Here is a 21,666-nt window from a genome sequence, read left to right on the forward strand (position 1 = left end):
TTTTTCGTCATTAACAATATTAACCAACAACCAAATTCAATAACTTCCCTGGTACATAAATGACTTTGCGAATAGTCACATCAGCCAGATATTTTTGAATGTTAGGTTCTTGTTTAGCTTGTTCTACAACAAAATCTTGCTCAGCATTAGCAGGTACAGTGAATTTGCCACGTACTTTACCATTAATTTGTACTACGATGAGTTTTTCATCTTCAATCATCGCTGATTCATCAGCAATCGGCCATGTTGCATTATCGATTGATTCACTATGCCCTAATGCTTGCCACATAACAAAACAAACATGCGGAATCATTGGATAAAGTAGGCGGACAATAGCATTTAAAGCTTCGTTCATTAATGCATAGTCTTGGTCGTTTTCTAAAGGTGCTTTTTGTAGACGATTCATAAACTCCATGACAGCAGCAATTGCCGTATTAAATGTTTGCCGACGTCCAATATCATCACTGACTTTGGCAATGGTTTTATGAAGTTCACGACGCAATGTTTTTTGTTCAGCATTCAATTGTGTCACATCTAATTTGACACTTTTACCTTGCTGTGCATACTCATACACTAAACGCCAAACACGTTTGATAAAACGGTTAGCCCCTTCAACACCTGATTCTTGCCATTCAAGCGTCATATCAGCAGGCGAGGCAAACATCATAAATAATCGAACTGTGTCAGCACCATATTTTTCAACCATTTCCTGTGGATCGATGCCGTTATTTTTCGATTTCGACATTTTAGTCATACCTGCATGCACAAGTTCATTGCCTTTGCTGTCGATTGCCTTGCAAATGCGACCTTTTTCGTCACGTTCAATGGTGACTTCGGTCGGTGATACCCAAATGCGTTCGTTTGTTGGACTGGTATAATAAAATGCATCAGCAAGTACCATGCCTTGACAAAGTAATCGTTTAGCTGGTTCATCAGAGCTGACTAAGCCAAAATCACGCATTAATTTGTGGAAGAATCTAAAATAAAGTAAATGCATAATGGCATGTTCAATACCACCAACGTACTGATCGACAGGTAACCAGTAATTCGCTGCTTTTTCATCTAACATGCCCTTGTCATAGTGCGGACAAGTATAACGTGCGTAATACCATGATGATTCCATAAAGGTATCAAAGGTATCGGTTTCACGAAGTGCCGCTTGACCATTAACAGTCGTTTTTGCCCAATTTGGATCGGCTTTAATTGGACTGGTTATTCCATTCATTTCGACGTCTTCAGGTAAAATAACCGGTAATTGGTCTTCTGGCGTCGGAATGGTGGTTCCATCTTCAAGGGTGACCATTGGAATCGGTGCGCCCCAATAACGTTGACGGGAAACACCCCAATCACGCAAGCGATAATTGACTTTACGCTCACCAATACCCAATGCAGTCAATTTGTCGGCGATAGCATTGAATGCTTGCTCAAAATTAAGTCCATCAAATTCACCCGAATTAAATAGCTTACCATGTTCAGTATAAGCATTTTCAGACAGGTCAGGAGCTTGCCCATCTTGATTTAAGATAACTGGTTTAATTGGCAGATTATATTTTGAAGCAAACTCATAATCTCGCTCATCATGTCCCGGTACTGCCATTACTGCACCAGTGCCATATTCAATTAAGACAAAGTTGGCAATCCATACCGGCACTTTATTACCCGTTAACGGATGAATAGCATAAAACCCAGTGGCGATGCCTTTTTTCTCCATTGTTGCCATATCGGCTTCTGCGGTTTTGGTATTTTTGCATTCTGCAATAAATTCAGCAATTTTCGGATTATTTTTCGCTGCTAATTGTGCTAGTGGGTGCTCAGCGGCAACTGAGACAAAACTTACGCCCATTAAGGTATCAGGGCGAGTTGTATAAACACGCAATTTATCATTGTAGTTTTCTACAGCAAAATCAAATTCGACCCCTTCAGAACGACCAATCCAGTTTCGTTGCATTGTTTTAACTTGTTCTGGCCAATCTTCAAGCGTATCTAAATCATTGAGTAGCTCTTCGGCATAGTCAGTAATTTTGATAAACCATTGTGGGATCTCTTTACGCTCGACGGGGGTATTACAACGCCAACAACAACCTTCAACTACTTGCTCATTAGCTAGAACAGTTTGATCGTTAGGGCACCAGTTAACTGCTGAAGTCTTTTTGTAAACTAAACCTTTCTCATAAAGTTTAGTAAAAAACCATTGTTCCCATTTGTAGTATTCCGGTCGGCAAGTGGTGACTTCACGATCCCAATCATAACCAAAACCTAATAATTGTAATTGCTTTTTCATGTAAGCAATATTTTCGTAAGTCCATTTTGCTGGTGCGGTATTGTTTTTTACTGCCGCCCCCTCAGCGGGTAAACCGAAAGCATCCCAACCTATTGGTTGTAATACATTTTTACCATTTAGACGTTGATAACGTGAGATCGTATCACCGATTGTATAATTACGGACATGACCAAGATGCAAACGACCTGAAGGATAAGGAAGCATTGACAAGCAGTAATACTTCTCTTTAGATGCATCTTCAGTAACGTGAAATGTTTTGTTCTCTAGCCAATGTTGTTGAACTTTGGCTTCAATCTCATCTGGGCGATATTGTTCTTGCATGACGAATTAATGTCCTATCTATTATTGCTAACAAAAAATAATTTGCTAATTGTATTGGTTATTGGCACGTTTTACAAACGATATATGAAACAAGGAGAATGATTTGATACCAATATTTATAAGAATTAAAATCAATAAAGTTAACAATATAAAAAAAAATACATTTTTGCTTTTCAATAGATTTAAAAAAACTTAAGATATATTCTAAAAAATTTAAGGAATAGCTTCTTATGGAAAATCGTACATTTGAATTTCGTTGTTTCACTCGGCGCTCATTTATTGTTTTCGTTATATCAGTTATTAGCTTTGCTTCATTTGTCGCAGGTTATCTCATTTTTTTATTTACCTCTGATGCTGTCATGCCTTTGATCCCCAAACAATATTTTATGGAGATTCTTTTTGGTGGAATCCTTGTGTTGAGCTTACTTTCTGGCGTTTTGTTTGCTATAAGTATTGTGAGTTTATTCCGTAAAAAAATGACGTTTAATGTCAATTCATATTCGATTAATATTGATGACCATAAAAAATTGAATCAAATGTTTCAATGGTCAGCATTACAAAAAGTAATAATGTTTAATGTCGATAACCCTATTTGGATTAATCAAACACTTATCCTGGAATTTGACAATGAGCGTATTAATATGCAGATAGTAAAGGGAAGAATTCCACTATTATCCAAAAAAGATATCGATCAATTTTTTGAATTTACACAATATCTTCATGAACAAGTTCTCAAACCAGATTTTACATTATTCTCGGTGGATAAAACTTTATCATCTAAAACAGCTGAATTTCTAGTGGATGTTTCACATGATTTAGAATATCGTTACCTTTATATCAGAAAGTAGCTAATGCGCATATGTTGTTTGTAAATTAGTGATAAAACAATGGCTATTGAATGGTTAAATAGCCATCAACTGTTTTGATAAACGTTAACTGTCTTTTAATTGGTCAATATATTAGCTACCATTAAACGCACGTTAAGAAACGTAAAGAATAGTTTTTCTCATCAACCAGTATATTTTCGAAATTGGTTTAAATAAGTTCATCGACTTTTGGGGCTTCAATCACATCTAGGCGATATTGTTCTTACGTGATGAATATATGTCCTATCTATTATTGCTAATAAAAAATAATTTGCTAATTGTATTGGTTATTGACAGGTTTACAAACGATAGATGAAACAAGAAGAATGATTTGATACCAATATTTATTTGAATTAAGATCAATAAAGTTAACAATATAAATAAAAAGAAATAAATCTTTCCTTCTCAATGTATTTAAAAAAAACTTAAGATATATTTCTAAAAAATATAAGGAATAGCTTATGGAAAATCGTACATTTGAATTTCGTTGTTTTACTCGGCGCTCATATATCAATTTATTTATAGTCGTTGTTTGCTTTGGTCTTTTAGTCTTTGGTTGTCTCATGTATTTATTTGTATTTTTCTTTGATGCGATCATGCCGATGATTCCCAACCGATACTTTGAGGTCATTTTTATTGTTGGAATGCTTGTTCCTGAATTACTTTCTATCTTTCTGTTTGCTATATGTATTACTCGCTTGATCCGTAAAAAAATGACGATTAATGTAAATTCATATTCGATTAGTATTGATGACCTTAAAACATTGAATCAAACGTTTCAATGGTCAGCATTACGAAAAGTAATAATATTTAAAAGTGTTGTGGGAATATATCACACACTTATCTTGGAGTTTGACAATATGCCTATTAGTATAATGGTAGTAAAGTGTATATTTTTATCCAAAGAAGATACAGAGCAATTTCTTCAATTTACACAATATGTTGATGAACATATTATAAAACCAGATTTTTCTTTATTCTCATTGGAAAAAACGTTGACTACTAAAGTTTTGCAAGGAATATCAAAAGCAATGACAGATGAAGGAGAATATCGTTATTTATATGTCAGAAGGTAACGAGTCAGTGTTTATTGATGATAAAATACTAATATGGCTATTTAAACAATTAAATAGCCATTTTTGGTTTTATACTAATTTGGTTGTGAGGTGATTAATGGTCAATTAGCCGCCATTAAAAACACTTAAAAATCTAGATAAATATGACTTTTGTTCCTCTTTTGGCATATTCTCAAGATTTGCTTGAACTAGCTTATCTACTTTTTCAGCCTCGTCAGTTAAACCTAATTGTTGATAAGCATTACGCATTAAAAGCAATGCTTGTTTTGTTGAGTCAGTGTCAGGAAATTGTGCTAACATTTGTGTAACACGATTGATTACAGCAGCATAAGAACCTCGTTCAGTATAAAACTCAGCGACTTTAAGTTGATACCGTGAAATTCTATTTTTCAAAAATATAAGGCGTTTTTGTGCATCAGCTGCATAATAACTCGATGGAAAACTGGAGACAAGATAAGAAAAATCTTTAAAAGCAGCCATTGCATATTGCGAATCACGATCGGAACGATCAACGTTAAACCAACCTTGAATCATATTATCATCTTGTGCCATATTGGATAAACCACGAACGTAAATTACCCAATCAATATTAGGGTGAGTTGGATTTAATTTCAAGAAACGGTCAATTGATGCAATGGCTAGAGGTAAATCTGCTGATTTATAATAAGCATAAATCAAATCAAGTTGTGTTTGTTGAGAATAAGGGCCAAATGGATATGTTTTATCTAAAGCTTCTAAAACAGAGATGCTTGATTTTAAATTGCCATTATCTAAAGCTTCTTGCGCTTTAGCATGCAGTTCAACCTCTGATACATTTTCAACATCAGGCTTTGTAGTTGTACAGCCAATTAGCACACCACTTAAAGCGACAGCTAATAAAGAGTATAAGCGTGATTTCATTCGGTTCCCAATCCAAAAAATAAACAATAAGCGTTATGATTAGTATATAATACTCTAAAATGTATTAGCTTAAAATAGATAAATTTAATATGCAAGAATTAAAATTAACCAACGTTATTGAATCCACTCAACTAGGAATGCGTCTAGATCAAGCATTATCGGAACTTTTTCCAGATTATTCTCGTTCAAGAATTAAAGATTGGATTATTAATAATAAAGTTTTAGTTAACAATGTTATTGTTAATAAACCTAAAGAAAAAGTTTTGGGCGGTGAAACAATTGTCATCAATGCTGAAATTGAAGAAGAGACTTATCATCAACCAGAAGATATCAAACTAGACATTGTTTATGAAGATGATGATATTTTAGTGATAAATAAGCCACGAGATTTAGTTGTTCATCCTGGAGCAGGTAATCCAAATGGCACAGTGTTAAATGCGCTATTACATTATTGTCCTGAAATAGCTCGAGTGCCTAGAGCTGGTATTGTACATCGCTTAGATAAAGACACGACGGGTTTGATGGTCGTTGCAAAAACTATTGTAGCCCAAACACATTTAGTTGAATCTCTGCAATTAAGGGAAATAACCCGTGAATATGAAGCGGTAGCTATGGGAATTATTACGGCGGGGGGAACGATAGATCAGCCTATTACCCGACACCCAACTAAACGTACTCATATGGCGGTATTTCCGACAGGAAAACCTGCGGTAACACATTATCGTGTTATGGAAAAGTATCGATTACATACACGATTACGTTTACGATTAGAAACTGGACGAACACACCAAATTCGAGTACATTTAGCACATATTGCTCATCCTTTAGTCGGTGATCCTCTGTATGGTGGACGTCCTCGACCGCCGAAAGGAGCTAGTCAATCTTTAATTAATACATTGCGTGATTTTGATAGACAAGCTTTACACGCAACAATGCTAAGATTGTTTCATCCGGTAACTGGGGAACAAATGGAATGGCATGTGCCAATTCCTGAAGATATGCAAAGGCTAGTTATAGCACTACAAGAAGATACAGAACTACATAAACATGAGTTGGATTGGTGAAAGAAAAATGATTAAATCGATTTATCCTTATTGGCTTGCACCGAAAAATATTCGGGCATTAACCACGACACGAATGGGCGGGGTCAGTCTACCGCCATTTGAAAGTTTAAACATGGGAGAGCGGACAGGCGATGATATAAATAATATTGCAGAAAACCGTAGACGCTTAATCCAAGCTGAACAACTTCCAAGTGAGCCTTATTGGCTTAATCAAACCCATAGTACGACTGCTCTAGATATTTCACAAATAGAATTAAAAGCACCTATAGGAATAGTCAATTCAAAGCAAATATTTGAAGCGGATGCAGCTTACACTCATCAAGCAAAACAAGTTTGTGTTGTTTTAACAGCTGATTGTATGCCTGTATTATTTTGTTCTTCTAAAGGAGATGAAGTTGCTGCGGCTCATGCTGGGTGGCGTGGACTGTGTCATGGTATTTTAGAAGAAACAATTAAAAAGTTTTCATGTAAAACATCTGAAATTCTGGTTTGGATGGGACCGGCAATCAGTGCTAAAAAATATGAAGTGGGTGAAGAAATAAAAAAACAATTTGAATCCTTTGATCCAAAAGCTAAAAGCGCATTCAAGTTGATCAATATACCCGAACAAAAATATCTTGCTGATCTTTATTTAATTGCCAAACAACGTTTAAATTTATTAGGAATAAACAAAATATTTGGCGGTGATTATTGTACTTATACTGAACAAGACAAGTTCTTTTCCTACCGTCGAGAAAATAAAACGGGAAGAATGGCTTCCATGATTTGGTTTGAATAATAACAATATGGTAATTATAGAAATGAATATTAGCTGGCTTGTAAAGTTAACAGTTATTTAGGTTTGTTGATCATTTTCTACATTGCTAACAAAAAAGTAAACTATATTTTTTGCCAGCTAAAAATCATGTTTGTATTTTATTATTCAATCTCATTTTTTGTGTCCTTATATATTCCACTCAATAGCATTTTTATTTCAATTACATTGATTCTTAATAATTTTTATTCACATCACTTTATTAAAACAATAAAATGATTAAATATGCTAAATAAATAACCGTTGTTTAATTAAATAATCTATAATAACTAAATAATATAGAATTATATAAACGCTATTATCTTGATTGTCGGATTAGGTTTGATTAAACTTTATCAAATTATAGATCGTAAATAACGATATATATTGAATAAATTAAGAACTAATTCATGTTGATACAAAGAATCAAATAACGTTTTAAAAAGATGAATTGAGGAATAATAAATGATACGCTTTTTTTATATTGGTATTGTTCTATTACTTTTAAGTGCTAATTCTTATAGCCAATTATTCGAGATTCCTGAAGAATTTCGAGGTGACTCTTTTATTAGTACCGCCAATATGAAGAAAATAGAAAGAGATTGCGTTCTGCCCAATGATTATTGGGAAATGAATGATTCACAACGAAAAGAAATTGATCGAAGATGTACTTTAAACCATCTGGAGTTTGATTTTAGCGGTTTATATAATTTAATCGATAAAAGTACGGTTATATTTGAAAATGACACTTTAAAGTTAGTCCTACATAAAGAATATTTTGATTATAAAATCAAAGGTGATCTTTATGTTGGTGCGAAATTAATATTATCTCTTGTTAAAGGTGAGTTTGTTAAAGACCAAATTATTCTAGCCAATAATTTTATGAACCAAAGCAATTCATTTTTACTGGGTTATCAATATTTTTATATAGCGCCAAGTGGCGATATTTATATTCTGATGGCAACCGAGTCTGAAGATCGAATCGAGCCTCAATTATGGGAACATTATAAAATCGATACTAAAAATTTTAGATTCATCGTATCTAAACTTCACAAAGGACGCTATCAAATTGCTTATCCTGGGGTTTTCAATATATTAACTGATCCAAATAAAAACGTTAATTATGATGATAAAGACTTTTTGGAATGTTTAAATAATGAGTTCAAAGAGAATTGCTCAAATGAAGACATCTATGTTTATTACTTTGAACAATTACAACAAAAGACAGCTGAACTAGATCAAAAAGAAAATATCGATAAAAGTTCTTTTCCTGCTCTTAAAAAGCGATTAGATAAACTTTGTCTAAAAAAACGAGCTCCTTCAAATGAAGATAAATTAGTAAATTATCTCAATGAAATCACACAATGTGAAATTAAAAATTTAAAACAAAATTTAAAGCAAATTGAGGATAGTTTAGCTGATGATATTCCTGATACAAATGGATCTTTAGAATAGAGGGCGATATTAAATATTATCAATAATTTAATAGGTTAATAATTTGTATTTGAAGAAAACAATATAGGTAGGTTATCTTGTTAAAATTATAATAATATGAAAATAATTAAAAATAAGGAAATTTAGCAATGAAATTTTTTAAATTTTTTTTAGTCATTTTTCTACTTATACCTCAACTCGCCCAAGCAATATATCGAGTTTATACAGGAAATATAGGAGATAGAAAAGTAGAATTCTATATCTATGCTATTCCTGATTCGACCTTTAATATTCGTTATATTGATGATAAAACCTTCAAAATAAAGCAACTTGGTTTACCAGAAAAAAAAGGGAATAATTATATTTTTAAAGAATATTCGGGTGATTCGGAAGGTGATGTTAATTCAATATTGATTAAAAATTTTGATTTCAATGAGAATAAAGCTAATTCTGAAAATAAAATACTAAAAGGTTATTCAACCGAATTTGGTGAGTTTACGTTAGAAAAGAAATTTGAATATAACGTAGTTTGGGACGATGAAGATAAAAATATACAAAATCAGGCTCAATCTTTATTCAACAATGTCGAATTTGATAATATTGAATTTCTACAGGTTGATTCAACAGATAATTTTTACTTTAAAGTTTTAATATCCAAAAAGAAAAAAGATGATATTAGAATTAAAGGAATTAATATTTATAGTAAAAAAAATGGCGAGTTATATCAGACAATTCTTAACTCTAAAGGCTATCGTTTTTATACTTTTTCTGCACTTAGCATAGGGGATTTTGATTTCGATGGTATCAAAGATGATTTATCACTAGCTGATGGTGAAACCAGTGGTGTAAATGTGCCACATAAATATTATCTTTATGATAAATCATCAGAAAAATTTGTTGATGCCAATTTAGAAGGATATATCTTTGATTTTGATAATGATAAAAAAATAGCAACAAGTACTAAAACTTGTGATGATCTTACTAAAGATTCGACATCTATTACATTAAATAAAATGTATTTTTTAATGAAAAAACAACAAAAATTTCAATACTTAGAAAATTATTGCCTCGTTTCAAGCGATGAGTTTATAAGAAAATGTACTTCAAAAGAAAAACAATCTTGTGAAAATAAAATAGTTAAACCAACTGATGATTTATAAGGAAAATTCATCTACTCTATATTTGCTAATTTATGCGTTTGAATATTCAGTAACCATTTATTTTCAATACGATTTTGATTAATTTGTCCAAGTAATGTGATAGTCTCATGCATATTAAACTCGCCATTTTTTTCACAAGGCGATAAGTAATAGCGTTTAGCTTGAATATTTTGTTCAATATATTGGCAAAACGAAATGAAGTCAGGATGATTTTCAGCAACGATTCTCACTTCATTAGCAATAGACTGGACTATTTTTTGATAACGTGATTGATAGCAAAACTTTGGACTGAGAGCGATATAGTCAATTAAAGCGTCGACTTTGCCTAAACCATTACTTTCAATAGCTATAAAATAACCCGCTTGTTTAAGGGGTAAGAGTAATTTAGATAGATCTTTAACTAAGGTTGGCTCGCCACCCGTGATAATGATATTTTTGCTTTTATACTGCTTCACTTTGTCGAGAAGTTGATCTAATGTGAAACGGGTATATTGGCGAAAATTAGTATCACACCAACAACAATTTAGATTACAACCAGCCAAGCGAATAAAAATGGCGGGCATACCGGTATTATAACCTTCGCCTTGCAGTGATTCGAAGATTTCCACAATACGAAACTCAAGCATAGTTAACTCCGTTGATACTCGCAGTATGAGCTTGGGGTTTCCCACAGTTTGATCTTGGATATGGGTAAATAGTTCGATAAACAATCAAAAATGTATTGACTCATTCCTTCAGCGGTGGTTCGACACGGAAAAGCAAATGTTTTTCGATCCATTTCTTGCAATAAGGTAGCAATACGGCATTCATTAACATTATTTTGGTGGTAAAGATAAGCATGATCGAGCGGATCAATAATATGTTTTTTTACAATGGATTTGAGATCAGCGTAATCCATTACCATATCTTCGCTGGAACCCTTGTTAATGAGTTCACCACTAATTTCGACGACTAAACGGTAAGTATGACCATGCAGGTTATGACATTTTTTGTTATGCCCGTCTAACATGTGACAAGCATCAAATTGGAACTCTTTGGCAATTTTGAACATTTTACATTCCTAGTTTTTTTTCGTGGGATGGATCACGAACCACGGTTAGTTAACCTAACAGAAGAAAGCGGTTAATATAATAGATATCAAGTTATTTGTCACCTTTCAATTATTATCTGAGACCGGATATCTTATTTAGGATGCGATTGTAAATATATTTAAATTTATCATTTTTAGGTCTAAAATGTTTCACGTTAGTCAATTTTTATTATCTGTAAAAAAATTCTTGACAAGCTCTTGAAATTTTTCCTTCCACACTCATTTAGTCATTATGCAAATGGAATAAGTGTTTAATCATTTATGCCAAATTTATTGCTAAGGAGATAGATAATATGAGGTTAGATAAACTCACAAACAAATTTCAACAAGCTTTAGCTGATGCGCAGTCTTTAGCATTAGGTAAAGATAATCAGTATATAGAGCCTATCCATGTACTCTCAGCAATGCTTAATCAAGAAGGTAGTAGTGTTAAACCATTATTGGCTGCTGCTGGGGCAAATAATGCCATTTTACAACAAGAATTAAATCAATCAATTGAACGACTGCCTCAAGTGCAGGGTGTCGGTGGCGAAGTTATCCCTTCTCAAGATTTAATCAAAGTTTTAAATCTATGCGATAAGTTATCTCAAAAAAATGGGGATAGTTATATCTCTTCTGAGCTATTTATATTAGCCGCATTAGACGAAAAAGGGAGCCTTGGCGATATCCTAAAAAAATCGGGTGTCACTAAAGACAAATTTCTTCAAGCAGTCAATCAATTAAGAGGAAGCGATAACGTGAATGATCCAAATGCAGAAGATCAACGTGGTGCGTTGAAAAAGTATACTATTGATTTAACACAGCGTGCAGAACAAGGTAAACTCGACCCGGTTATTGGACGTGATGAAGAGATTCGCCGTACGATACAAGTGTTACAACGTCGTACCAAAAATAACCCTGTGTTAATTGGTGAACCGGGTGTGGGTAAAACTGCGATTGTTGAAGGATTAGCACAACGTATTGTGAATCGTGAAGTTCCCGAGGGATTACGTAATAAACGTGTCTTATCCTTGGATATGGGCGCCTTAATCGCTGGTGCTAAATATCGTGGTGAGTTCGAAGAGCGTTTGAAAGCTGTCCTTAAAGATATCGCTAAAGAAGAAGGTCGTATTATTCTGTTTATCGACGAAATTCATACCATGGTCGGTGCCGGTAAAGGCGATGGTGCTATGGATGCCGGAAACATGTTAAAACCAGCTTTAGCTCGGGGTGAATTACACTGCGTTGGGGCAACAACACTTGACGAATATCGTCAATATATTGAAAAAGATCCTGCATTGGAACGTCGTTTTCAAAAAGTTTATGTGGCTGAACCGACTGTTGAAGACACCATTGCCATTTTGCGTGGTTTGAAAGAGCGTTATGAATTGCATCATCATGTTCAAATTACCGATCCAGCCATTGTAGCTGCGGCAACCTTATCGCATCGTTATATTTCAGATCGTATGTTGCCAGATAAAGCCATTGACTTGATTGACGAAGCTGCATCGAGTATTCGTATGCAAATGGATTCTAAACCAGAATCATTAGACCGTCTTGAAAGACGTATCATTCAACTTAAACTTGAGCAACAAGCGCTTAAAAAAGAGTCGGATGATGCCAGTAAAAAACGACTTGAGATGTTAAATAATGAACTTGCTGAAAAAGAAAAGGATTATGCGTCACTTGAAGAAGAGTGGAAATCAGAGAAAGCTGCACTTTCGGGCACTCAGAATATCAAAGCAGAGTTGGAAAAAGCTCGCACTGAGATAGAACAAGCTCGTCGAGCAGGGGATTTAAACAAGATGTCGGAATTGCAATATGGCAAAATTCCGGAACTTGAAAAGAAACTCGCTGCGGCCACGCAATTAGAAGGTAAAACCATGAAATTATTGCGTAACAAAGTGACCGATAATGAGATTGCCGAAGTATTATCGAAAGCGACGGGTATTCCTGTTTCGAGAATGCTTGAAAGCGAAAAAGATAAATTACTACACATGGAAGACGCTTTACATAAACGTGTTATTGGGCAAGATGAAGCTGTTGTCGCTGTTGCAAATGCTATTCGTCGTAGCCGTGCCGGTCTTTCTGATCCGAATAAACCGATTGGGTCTTTCTTATTCTTAGGTCCAACAGGTGTGGGTAAAACCGAACTTTGTAAAGCATTGGCAAACTTTATGTTTGATAGTGAAGATGCCATGGTACGGATTGATATGTCTGAATTCATGGAAAAACATTCCGTTGCTCGCTTAATTGGTGCGCCTCCTGGTTATGTTGGTTATGAAGAGGGCGGATATTTAACCGAAGCCGTACGACGTCGACCTTATTCAGTGATTTTACTGGATGAAGTGGAAAAAGCGCATCCAGATGTCTTTAATATTTTATTACAAGTCTTAGATGATGGTCGCTTAACTGACGGACAAGGTCGTACAGTGGATTTCCGGAATACGGTTATCATCATGACATCTAACTTGGGTTCAGACTTAATTCAAGGACAAGTTGAGCTTAGTTATGACGAAATGAAAGCATTAGTTATGACTGTGGTAACTAAACATTTCAGACCTGAATTTATCAACCGTATTGATGAAACGGTGGTCTTCCATCCACTAGGTCAAGAAAACATCAAAGCGATTGCTAGAATTCAATTGGCACATGTTGAAAAACGCTTAGATGAGCGAGGTTATGAAATGGATATTTCTGATGCAGCGTTAGAACATCTTGCTAAAGTTGGTTTCGATCCAATTTATGGTGCAAGACCGTTAAAACGCGCTATTCAACAAGAAATTGAAAACCCATTAGCACAACAAATATTGTCCGGTAAATTAGTACCAGGTAAAACCATTCATTTGGATTTAGTGGGTGATAATATCGAAGCTAAACAGTAATCAACAAATAAACCGACCTTAATGGTCGGTTTTTTTGTAGTTGAGTATTTGGATTTGTAATTTATAAAAAATCAATGTGCTTTCCGATTAATTTATCCTACCTAATGCAAGTTATCGTCTAAAATAATGAAGAATTATTAGCTAAAAGATTTAGTATTTCCAAAATATAATTGGTATTAATAATTATAAAATTTCATCTAGTGATTTTGATAAATAAATATTCCCTAAATAACCGTTACTACTAATTTGGGCAGCAATATTTATCCCCATCTTATTTGTGTACTATTGTTTGTAATCCAGAAAAATAAAAAATCGATCTTTTGCTATTTTTAGTATTGATTCGTTAATGCAAAAGATAATTCGTATCGAGTTTGTTATTAACATATTTATTTAAAAGATCCTAAATCAGAATTTGTAGCTAATAAAAGTATCGTTGCTGAGTTAGATAGATAAAGTAATTTTAATATTTTTCATAACGTTATCAATGATTTTCATAAAAGTGTAATTGAAAACGAATTTAATTTGGTGGATGAAAGGGAAGTAAGTTATACTTTTCATAAGAAGAAGTTATTATGCGAAAATCATCGTAAAATTGATGATTAAATCGTAAATTTTTTATGGAGCATATTAGCAATATTAACCAATTATATATTGCTTTGATCTAACATGTACTATCTTTGGCTTAACAATAAGAATTAATTAAAATGAATCGCAAATCTCAATTTTATGTTGAACTCGTCAATGCTAATAAGCTGATGGAATTTATAATAATAAGTGTGATATTATTATTTGTTAGTCTTTGTATTGTCGCTATCTTCATGTTATTAAATTATATCCCTAGCTTATGGTATTTAGTTTTTTTAATTGTATTTTTAATTTGTTTAGGTTTTTTTGGTCTTTCACGATTACACCAATTTGAATACCTCACCATAAGTTTTAATGAGCACAGTTTAATATTTTCATCGGATAAAAAGCCTCAAATTGAATTCTCTTTTCAACACATTAAATCATTTTCAGTGTTAGAAGATAAAGCTTATCAAGAATTAAGAGAACAATCATTTCAATTGTGTGTTTATGATCCTACAAAACGGAAAGACATTAAAATTAGGTTTTCTGCTGCCAAAAGAATGCAAAACATTTCAAATTCAAAAGAAAACTATATTTGCTTTGTCACTTTTTTTGATGAATTTATTAAGAATGTGATTGAACCGCAACTCGACCTTGTCCACAAGGCAACAATTACTGAAGTAATGCTTGAAGAACATTCAGTAGCAGTTGAATATGTGAGAAAGTAGCTAATTCTTTTGACGAAATAAAATTGTCAATGATATAAGTAAAAGAACTTAATGTTTAATAAGGATAGATATGGGACATTGTTATCGATTTTCAGGATGTTGTAATGGGTCGGCTTTTAAAGAAAAAGTTATAGAGGTCTACTTTGATGAATATGAAATGATACTTACTTTTTTTGAACAAGGAAGAAATAAATTTTTAATAGAAAAAATTCATTCTATCACTATTAGTTGTATTAATCAGTCCCAATTAAGTTTGCAAATCGTAGCATCGACCCCAAATTTAGACAAAAAACATTATTTTATGGAAGTCAAAAAATCCTCTTTTTTGGATGATGAAAAAGAACAAAATTTTTTAAATTTTAGACAATTTATTGATGCATTTTATGAACAAGAAATCGAAACTAAATTCAAGTTAGTTAGAGAATCATGTGAAAGTAGTAGTTCGACTAGAGCTGGTGAAACTACTCGAGTTTACAAAAGGAGATAATTTTGTAAGAGATATCAATTATGTTAATTAAGGCTATTATGTTTTTTCGTACAGATATTCAGCCACAGATTTTAAATGATTTAGCTGAATAACATAATGCTATGTCTCCTAATTAGCCGATGTATTTTTTACCTAAAAGCAATATATTCTATCATGAATTGTTATTAAAAAATCAACGCAATGTTAAATTTGATATATTTTATCTGTACTAAACGTATCAATTAACTGTTTCATTGTTTTTATTCTGTTTACACTTCTAACTCTGATTACTTCATTTTTTTCATAATATTGATAGCTTTTTAGTTTCTATATGCTGGCTAAAAGTGTAAAAAACAGTACTCTTTTTCAGAGAAAATGTTAGCGGTTCATCATTGAACTGAATTTATCGAGCACTAATAAATATATAAAATATTGCACAATGCATCACAATAGATCATAATCTATCACACCAAGACTTTTATCATAAAGATAAATTGCAAGGAGAGTTGATATGATTAAGCTAATTATCAGTGATTTAGACGGTACTTTTTTAAACAATCAGGGTGATTATGATCGCCAGCTATTTGCTAAAGTGTATGAACAAATGGCAGAACAGGGTATCCATTTTGTGGCTTGTACCGGTAAACAATGTGAACGGGTTGAAGAGCTATTTGGTGATTACAGCGATAAAATTTGGATAGTTGGTGATAGCGCAACGACCATAAAACATAAGGGCGAATTTATTTATCGCTCATTCATACCTAACGAATTAGGACAGCGCATAATAAAAACCTTGGAACAAGTTAGTCAAGAGCACGTTATCATTGCTTGTACTGCTCAAGGAGCCGTTATCAAAGCCCATTTACCTGAACGATTGAAAGCTAAAGTTCGTGGTTCTTATGCAACCATAATTGAAGTGGATGATCTTTCTCTTATCGGTGATGGCTTTATCAAAATCACTGTATATGATGAAAAAGGGCAATGTTTACAAACTCGACAGCATTTAACCCCTTTTGAAAACCAAGCTTATATTGTGGTGTCTGAAGCTGCATGGATTGATATCACTCAGCATGATGTTCATAAAGGAAATACTATCAAAAAATTACAGCAGCTACTTAAGGTAAGTTATCATGAAACCATGGCATTTGGTGATGGTTACAACGACATAGAATTACTTGAACAAGCGGAATACAGTTTTGCTATGCGTAATGCATTTGAAGAAACCAAAGCTGTCGCAAAATTTATCACCGGTTTTAATGATGATAGTGCGGTACTGAATACGATAAAGCAACTAATTAAATTACAAAGCAAATGATGGCATGCTCAGATTCAGTTGATGACAGCTGAATCTATTAAGCGATTTCTATTTTGAGATTAAAACCTTCAAAGCCCTCAATTTTGCTATCTCGACTAGCGATAATGATATCTATATCTTCACAAGCGGCAACTTTATAACGTGCAACTTGTTGCATTTTGTCGGCAATCACTGCGGCTATAACCTCATTACTTTGAGCAATGACCTCTTTTTTGAAGCAGGCATCATCATAATAAACTGCGCTTAACCCTGCATGCGGGTCAAGTCCACAAACGCCAATAAAGGTTTGATCGAAGACCATATTTCGGATTTGATTAACGGTATCAGCGCCCATTGTTCCCCCCGTTAACGGATTGACTTTGCCACCTAATAAAATGAGCTCGCCATTGGTTCGACTACTTAAGACCGAAGCAATTTGAGGAGAATTGGTGACTATCGTTAATGTCAAATTTTGTGGGATATAGCTCGCCATTGCTAAATAGGTAGAGCCAGTATCAATAAAAATGCAGGAATTATCTTTGATTAATTTTGCACATTTTATTGCTACCGAAGATTTTTCGTCTACACTTTGATTAACACGAGTTTCAAATGTGGCTGACTGTTTTAAATGGCTAACTGCTCCACCATATACACGCTTGCAAACACCGTCACGGGCGAGTTTTTGTAAATCTCGACGAATCGTATGTTCTGAGACTCCTAACAATTTAACTAAATCAGCACTGACAACACGCCCTTTTTCAGTCAGAAGCTGCCGGATAAAAGATTGGCGTTGTTCAGGGAATGCATCATAATCAATCATCTAATATCCTTTAACGATTCGAATTATTTATACGACTATTATTCATGATAATACCAATATCTGAGGCAATTGAAAATAAGCTAAAGAAGCTAATATTGCTTAATTACAGGATTAGCAAATTAATAATAGCTATTTTTCATGTTATTATTTTTCTAAAATTTTTATTTTTTATTTGTGATTCTATCGAACAGAAATTACAATACTTTCCTTTATATTGATTAGGCTAGAATAGATGTCTATTGTCGTAGTTGAAGTGAATCGTCGGGCTATTACAGATAATATTGAATTTTTTAGAAAAAAATCAACTAATAGTGCTCTGATGGCGACTGTTAAAGCCAATGCATATGGTCATGGTCTTGAAGGTGTATCTGAATTACTACAGGATAAAGTGGATTATTTTGGTGTTGCACGTATCTCTGAAGCAATAAGACTAAGGAATAAAGGAATTAATACACCAATTGTTTTATTAGAGGGATTTTTTCCTCATGATGACATTAACGATTTAATTGATTTTAATTTACAGCCTGTTGTTCATTCAAGTTGGCAGATTGATAAATTATTAGATATTAAATTAAATAATCAAATTACTGCATGGTTCAAAATCGATACCGGTATGCATCGCTTAGGGTTTCAAATGGATGAAGCACTAGCAGAATTTATTCGATTAACTCAATGTCCTGTTGTACGTAAATCGGTTAATCTTATTAGCCACTTTAGCAGTGCCGATGAACTTGATTCAGAACAGACAATCAAACAAAATGCGTTATTTGACCAATTCATTAATTTAATTCCTGACAAATCCTATCTGAATAAATATTCGATTGCCGCATCAGGTGGACTACTGGCATGGCCTGACTCTCATCGAGATATAATTCGTGCCGGTATTGCATTATATGGTGTTTCTCCTTTCGAATATGCCGTTGAAGAACTAACGCCAGCAATGACTTTTAAATCAGAATTAATTACGATAAGGAAACACAAAAAAGGTGAAGCAGTCGGATATGGTCAAATATGGAAAAGTAAAAAAGAGACAATACTTGGCGTTGTTGCAATGGGTTATGGTGATGGATATCCTCGGAATATTCCTGAAAATACACCAGTGCTAGTTAATGGTCGACGAGTCCCTATTGTTGGTCGAGTCTCAATGGATATGATTGTGGTTGATTTAGGTATTGATTCACTTGAAAAACCTGGAGATGAAGTTATTTTTTGGGGAGCGCAGCTTCCTGTTGAAGAAATTGCAAAGCACACGGGGATTAGTGCTTACGAGTTATTAACACGCCTTACGGAACGGGCAAAAATTCATTATATAGATAAATAGGTTATGATTAAAAAAATTCTTTTATACACTTTTTTCACAATGATTTTAGTTGTTGTTGGTTCAGTTTCAATTGGTTACTACTTCTTGCATCAATTTTCAAAACAACAAATTAATGTTACCAATCAAAATGAAATATTCATTTTAAAAAAAGGGACGTCTCTAAATCAGTTAATTGAACAAGTTAAACAATCTAATTTATTAGAGCAGGTTTATTTACTTCCTTATTTGTATAAGTTAGATCCTAAATTAAGTTCCATTAAAGCAGGTACCTATCAATTACATCCGCATATGACAGTAGCCGATTTTTTAAAATTGCTCGTGTCAGGAAAAGAAAATAATTTTTCAATTAAGTTTGTTGAAGGTAAACGAGCCAAAGATTGGTTGAAGGTAATAAGAAATTCACCTTATATAACGCAAACTCTCAAAGATAAATCGAATGAAGAAATTGCGCAAATATTAGGCATAGAAGGTTCACTTGAGGGTTGGTTATCACCAAACACCTATCTTTATACGGCAGAGACTTCCGATATTAATTTATTGAAACGTGCTCACCTTACGATGAAGAGTAATTTACAGAAGGTTTGGGATAACCGTGATAAGGATTTACCCTATAATACACCTTATGAATTGCTAATAATTGCTTCAATAATAGAAAAAGAGACTAGCTTAAGTTCTGAACGAGCCAATGTCGCCTCTGTTTTCGTTAATCGATTGAGAGCTAAAATGAAGTTACAAACTGATCCGACGATTATTTATGGTTTAGGCGATAAATATACAGGAAAGATTAGGCGTATTGATATAACTGATACTAATAATCCTTATAATACTTACGTGATTCAAGGATTGCCCCCAACGCCTATTGCTATGCCTAGCTTGGCTTCATTAGAGGCGGCAGCGCACCCTGCCAATACAGATTATCTGTTTTTTGTAGCTAATGGAACGGGTGGGCATACCTTTTCATCTAACTACAGTAATCATCAGAAAGCGGTGAATGAATATCGTCGAAAAATGAATAAGTGATATTTTCTTCTAAATTACTGCGTTTACAGCGCAGTAATTTATTCAAATGATTAATCTATAACGTTAGTATAGAACATAAAAGTTTATTTTATGGACTCTAAATTATTTTCTAATTTTGATAACTGATCTAATTCTTCAAGTAAATTGATTAGTTGGCTAACATTGTGTTCATGTTCTTTTAAAGCTTCTTCAAAATATGGACGTAAGGCAAACATTGGGATGTCTGAATTTGCATCGATTATTGCTTGTATTCGGGGAATAAAAATCCATTGTAACCATTCATGCGCTTGCATGGTATCAACTGCAAAGGGTTCTTTGCTTAAAAATGCATCAGGATGAGGCGGCATGGTTTGCCATAAACGCACTGCTTGTAGCTCTTGTTTGATAAGTTCCAGTTGATTGATTATTGCGTTAGTTTGTGTTTTTTTTGCTAGTAGATATCGATAATATAACCAATCAAAGTTCGGGCCTGGATCTGTTTTCCTTTCTGGGGCTATATCACTATGACCAACGATATCTTTAATAAAGTAATTTTGTTTTAATAATAAGGTCACATTCACGAGTTGTTGGTATTGAACTTCTGTGAATTTATCACTGTCACAACCCTCCATCTCTATTCCTATTGAAAAGTCATTACAATTTTCACGACCCTCAAAATGTGATATCCCTGCATGCCAAGCTCGTTTATCGAATGGAACAAATTGAATAATCTCACCATCACGACGTATAAATATATGACTAGATACCTGTAATTGATATATTTTCGCAAAATAGGGATCTAAATTCGGATCAAGTTTACCTGTAAATAATTGTTCTACATACGGACCACCATATTGATTTGGCGGTAAACTTATATTATGAATCACTAGTAATGAAATTGGTATGTCGTTTGGTCTTTCATTATAAAATGGTGATTTGATCTGTTTAACACCTTGCAACCAACCATTAACGATGTTTAAAGACATTTTAACTCCCACATTCTTAACCTTTTAAATAAATTGCCGATTTATGCGATACACTTCGCAATAATTTGAAAATTAGATAAAAACGTAAACGTCTTTCGTTATTCAATTTTCCAATACTACAACCCGTTATTATTCCATTTTTTTGAAAAGCTATAAAGTTATGCATGTTAAAAAATAATTTAATTTTTAGGAGTCATTCATAATGAACCAATCGGGATTTACTTTATTTGAACTTATGATTGCTATTGTAGTAATCGCTATTTTAACTGCAATTGGACTGCCAGCTTATCAAGGTTATGTAAAAAAAGCAGCGATGACCGATATGTTACAGACAATGATATCTTATAAAACAGCTGTTGAAATTTGTGCTATTGAACAAGGTAATGTAGCCAATTGTAATAATGGAAATTATGGTATCCCTTTAACGAAAACAACTAATTATGTTATGTCGATTTCTGTTATTGATGGAGTTATCAAATTGACAGGAAAAGGTGCCTTATCAGGTCTAACAACGACTTTGACGCCTACACCAAATTTAACGCATGGTAATTTAGATTGGGCTAGAAGTTGTGAAACTGCTCCTTTAGATGCAACTTTAAATCAAATTTGTGAAGATATATTTAAATTTTAAGTTAT

The 21,666-nt window shown here is 33.5% G+C and carries 18 protein-coding genes, 2 pseudogenes and 1 riboswitch; of the genes and pseudogenes, 13 read left to right on the plus strand and 7 right to left on the minus strand.

Annotated features, from left to right (window positions below):
* Positions 1–19: 19 nt before the first annotated feature.
* Positions 20–2,602, minus strand: a complete 2,583-nt coding sequence (gene leuS / locus GYM75_RS03865; protein WP_220216852.1) for a leucine--tRNA ligase — start codon at positions 2,600–2,602, stop codon at positions 20–22.
* A gap of 230 nt (positions 2,603–2,832) precedes the next feature.
* Here leuS and GYM75_RS03870 point away from each other — a divergent pair, with 230 nt between their 5' ends.
* Together GYM75_RS03870 and GYM75_RS03875 are read left to right on the plus strand one after the other, a co-directional pair.
* Positions 2,833–3,450 (plus strand): hypothetical protein, encoded by a 618-nt coding sequence (locus GYM75_RS03870; RefSeq protein WP_220216853.1) that lies wholly within the window; start codon positions 2,833–2,835, stop codon positions 3,448–3,450.
* Between the two features lie 479 nt (positions 3,451–3,929).
* A complete protein-coding gene (locus tag GYM75_RS03875) occupies positions 3,930–4,544 on the plus strand; it encodes a hypothetical protein (RefSeq protein WP_220216854.1) in 615 nt (204 codons plus the stop codon).
* Between the two features lie 177 nt (positions 4,545–4,721).
* Here GYM75_RS03875 and bamD read toward each other — a convergent pair.
* Positions 4,722–5,444: pseudogene (bamD, locus tag GYM75_RS03880) on the minus strand (outer membrane protein assembly factor BamD); the annotation flags it as partial.
* Between the two features lie 89 nt (positions 5,445–5,533).
* Between bamD and rluD the strand changes: the two are divergent.
* From rluD to GYM75_RS03900, 4 genes are all read left to right on the plus strand, one after another.
* On the plus strand, positions 5,534–6,508 hold the full coding sequence (gene rluD, locus GYM75_RS03885; protein ID WP_220216856.1) for a 23S rRNA pseudouridine(1911/1915/1917) synthase RluD: 975 nt from the start codon (positions 5,534–5,536) through the stop codon (positions 6,506–6,508).
* A gap of 10 nt (positions 6,509–6,518) precedes the next feature.
* Positions 6,519–7,286 carry a peptidoglycan editing factor PgeF gene (gene pgeF, locus GYM75_RS03890; protein ID WP_370632157.1) on the plus strand — a complete coding sequence of 256 codons (768 nt, stop codon included), beginning with the start codon at positions 6,519–6,521 and terminating at the stop codon, positions 7,284–7,286.
* Positions 7,287–7,883: 597 nt separating this feature from the next.
* Complete coding sequence (locus tag GYM75_RS03895; RefSeq protein ID WP_220216858.1) at positions 7,884–8,756, plus strand: hypothetical protein; 873 nt, start codon at positions 7,884–7,886, stop codon at positions 8,754–8,756.
* Positions 8,757–8,884: 128 nt separating this feature from the next.
* Positions 8,885–9,895: a hypothetical protein gene (locus GYM75_RS03900; protein ID WP_220216859.1), complete on the plus strand. Its 1,011-nt coding sequence runs from the start codon at positions 8,885–8,887 to the stop codon at positions 9,893–9,895.
* A gap of 11 nt (positions 9,896–9,906) precedes the next feature.
* Here GYM75_RS03900 and GYM75_RS03905 read toward each other — a convergent pair whose 3' ends face one another.
* Both GYM75_RS03905 and queD read right to left on the minus strand, forming a co-directional pair.
* Complete coding sequence (locus tag GYM75_RS03905; protein ID WP_220216860.1) at positions 9,907–10,521, minus strand: 7-carboxy-7-deazaguanine synthase QueE; 615 nt, start codon at positions 10,519–10,521, stop codon at positions 9,907–9,909.
* Positions 10,522–10,523: 2 nt separating this feature from the next.
* Positions 10,524–10,946 (minus strand): 6-carboxytetrahydropterin synthase QueD, encoded by a 423-nt coding sequence (queD, locus tag GYM75_RS03910; protein WP_065559312.1) that lies wholly within the window; start codon positions 10,944–10,946, stop codon positions 10,524–10,526.
* 3 nt (positions 10,947–10,949) lie between these two features.
* Positions 10,950–10,995: riboswitch (PreQ1 riboswitch) on the minus strand.
* A gap of 283 nt (positions 10,996–11,278) precedes the next feature.
* Here queD and clpB point away from each other — a divergent pair.
* From clpB to GYM75_RS03930, 4 genes are all read left to right on the plus strand, one after another.
* A complete protein-coding gene (gene clpB, locus GYM75_RS03915) occupies positions 11,279–13,849 on the plus strand; it encodes an ATP-dependent chaperone ClpB (RefSeq protein ID WP_220216861.1) in 2,571 nt (856 codons plus the stop codon).
* A gap of 704 nt (positions 13,850–14,553) precedes the next feature.
* Positions 14,554–15,144 (plus strand): hypothetical protein, encoded by a 591-nt coding sequence (locus GYM75_RS03920; RefSeq protein WP_220216862.1) that lies wholly within the window; start codon positions 14,554–14,556, stop codon positions 15,142–15,144.
* Positions 15,145–15,214: 70 nt separating this feature from the next.
* Positions 15,215–15,631: a hypothetical protein gene (locus GYM75_RS03925; protein ID WP_220216863.1), complete on the plus strand. Its 417-nt coding sequence runs from the start codon at positions 15,215–15,217 to the stop codon at positions 15,629–15,631.
* A 490-nt stretch (positions 15,632–16,121) separates the two neighbouring features.
* On the plus strand, positions 16,122–16,925 hold the full coding sequence (locus tag GYM75_RS03930) for a Cof-type HAD-IIB family hydrolase (protein WP_220216864.1): 804 nt from the start codon (positions 16,122–16,124) through the stop codon (positions 16,923–16,925).
* 37 nt (positions 16,926–16,962) lie between these two features.
* Here GYM75_RS03930 and GYM75_RS03935 read toward each other — a convergent pair whose 3' ends face one another.
* Positions 16,963–17,724 carry a DeoR/GlpR family DNA-binding transcription regulator gene (locus GYM75_RS03935; protein ID WP_220216865.1) on the minus strand — a complete coding sequence of 254 codons (762 nt, stop codon included), beginning with the start codon at positions 17,722–17,724 and terminating at the stop codon, positions 16,963–16,965.
* Positions 17,725–17,956: 232 nt separating this feature from the next.
* On the opposite strand from GYM75_RS03935, the gene alr reads away from it, so the two are divergent.
* Positions 17,957–19,045, plus strand: a complete 1,089-nt coding sequence (gene alr, locus GYM75_RS03940) for an alanine racemase (RefSeq protein ID WP_220216866.1) — start codon at positions 17,957–17,959, stop codon at positions 19,043–19,045.
* 3 nt (positions 19,046–19,048) lie between these two features.
* Entirely contained in the window at positions 19,049–20,065 is a 1,017-nt protein-coding gene (mltG, locus tag GYM75_RS03945; RefSeq protein ID WP_220216867.1) for an endolytic transglycosylase MltG, read from the plus strand.
* Between the two features lie 83 nt (positions 20,066–20,148).
* On the opposite strand, the gene GYM75_RS12360 is transcribed toward mltG, so the two are convergent.
* Both GYM75_RS12360 and ampD read right to left on the minus strand, forming a co-directional pair.
* The gene (locus tag GYM75_RS12360) at positions 20,149–20,472 is read right to left on the minus strand and encodes a YqcC family protein (protein WP_370632158.1); all 324 of its coding nucleotides are present in this window, start codon (positions 20,470–20,472) and stop codon (positions 20,149–20,151) included.
* A gap of 18 nt (positions 20,473–20,490) precedes the next feature.
* Positions 20,491–21,030: pseudogene (gene ampD / locus GYM75_RS12365) on the minus strand (1,6-anhydro-N-acetylmuramyl-L-alanine amidase AmpD); the annotation flags it as partial.
* Between the two features lie 202 nt (positions 21,031–21,232).
* Here ampD and ppdD point away from each other — a divergent pair.
* Positions 21,233–21,661, plus strand: a complete 429-nt coding sequence (gene ppdD, locus GYM75_RS03955) for a prepilin peptidase-dependent pilin (RefSeq protein WP_255556843.1) — start codon at positions 21,233–21,235, stop codon at positions 21,659–21,661.
* Positions 21,662–21,666: the final 5 nt, after the last annotated feature.

Source organism: Gilliamella sp. ESL0441, from assembly GCF_019469185.1.
Taxonomy (GTDB): domain Bacteria; phylum Pseudomonadota; class Gammaproteobacteria; order Enterobacterales; family Orbaceae; genus Gilliamella.

Bases quoted from the DNA above. Each gene is read 5' to 3' on its own strand.
- mltG (WP_220216867.1), top strand. From the start codon at position 19,049: ATGATTAAAAAAATTCTTTTATACACTTTTTTCACAATGATTTTAGTT.
- queD (WP_065559312.1), bottom strand. From the start codon at position 10,946: ATGTTCAAAATTGCCAAAGAGTTCCAATTTGATGCTTGTCACATGTTA.
- GYM75_RS03920 (WP_220216862.1), top strand. From the start codon at position 14,554: ATGAATCGCAAATCTCAATTTTATGTTGAACTCGTCAATGCTAATAAG.
- GYM75_RS03895 (WP_220216858.1), top strand. From the start codon at position 7,884: ATGAAGAAAATAGAAAGAGATTGCGTTCTGCCCAATGATTATTGGGAA.
- GYM75_RS03900 (WP_220216859.1), top strand. From the start codon at position 8,885: ATGAAATTTTTTAAATTTTTTTTAGTCATTTTTCTACTTATACCTCAA.
- ppdD (WP_255556843.1), top strand. From the start codon at position 21,233: ATGAACCAATCGGGATTTACTTTATTTGAACTTATGATTGCTATTGTA.
- GYM75_RS03930 (WP_220216864.1), top strand. From the start codon at position 16,122: ATGATTAAGCTAATTATCAGTGATTTAGACGGTACTTTTTTAAACAAT.
- GYM75_RS03935 (WP_220216865.1), bottom strand. From the start codon at position 17,724: ATGATTGATTATGATGCATTCCCTGAACAACGCCAATCTTTTATCCGG.
- GYM75_RS03925 (WP_220216863.1), top strand. From the start codon at position 15,215: ATGGGACATTGTTATCGATTTTCAGGATGTTGTAATGGGTCGGCTTTT.
- GYM75_RS03905 (WP_220216860.1), bottom strand. From the start codon at position 10,521: ATGCTTGAGTTTCGTATTGTGGAAATCTTCGAATCACTGCAAGGCGAA.
- GYM75_RS03870 (WP_220216853.1), top strand. From the start codon at position 2,833: ATGGAAAATCGTACATTTGAATTTCGTTGTTTCACTCGGCGCTCATTT.
- GYM75_RS03875 (WP_220216854.1), top strand. From the start codon at position 3,930: ATGGAAAATCGTACATTTGAATTTCGTTGTTTTACTCGGCGCTCATAT.
- alr (WP_220216866.1), top strand. From the start codon at position 17,957: ATGTCTATTGTCGTAGTTGAAGTGAATCGTCGGGCTATTACAGATAAT.
- rluD (WP_220216856.1), top strand. From the start codon at position 5,534: ATGCAAGAATTAAAATTAACCAACGTTATTGAATCCACTCAACTAGGA.
- leuS (WP_220216852.1), bottom strand. From the start codon at position 2,602: ATGCAAGAACAATATCGCCCAGATGAGATTGAAGCCAAAGTTCAACAA.
- clpB (WP_220216861.1), top strand. From the start codon at position 11,279: ATGAGGTTAGATAAACTCACAAACAAATTTCAACAAGCTTTAGCTGAT.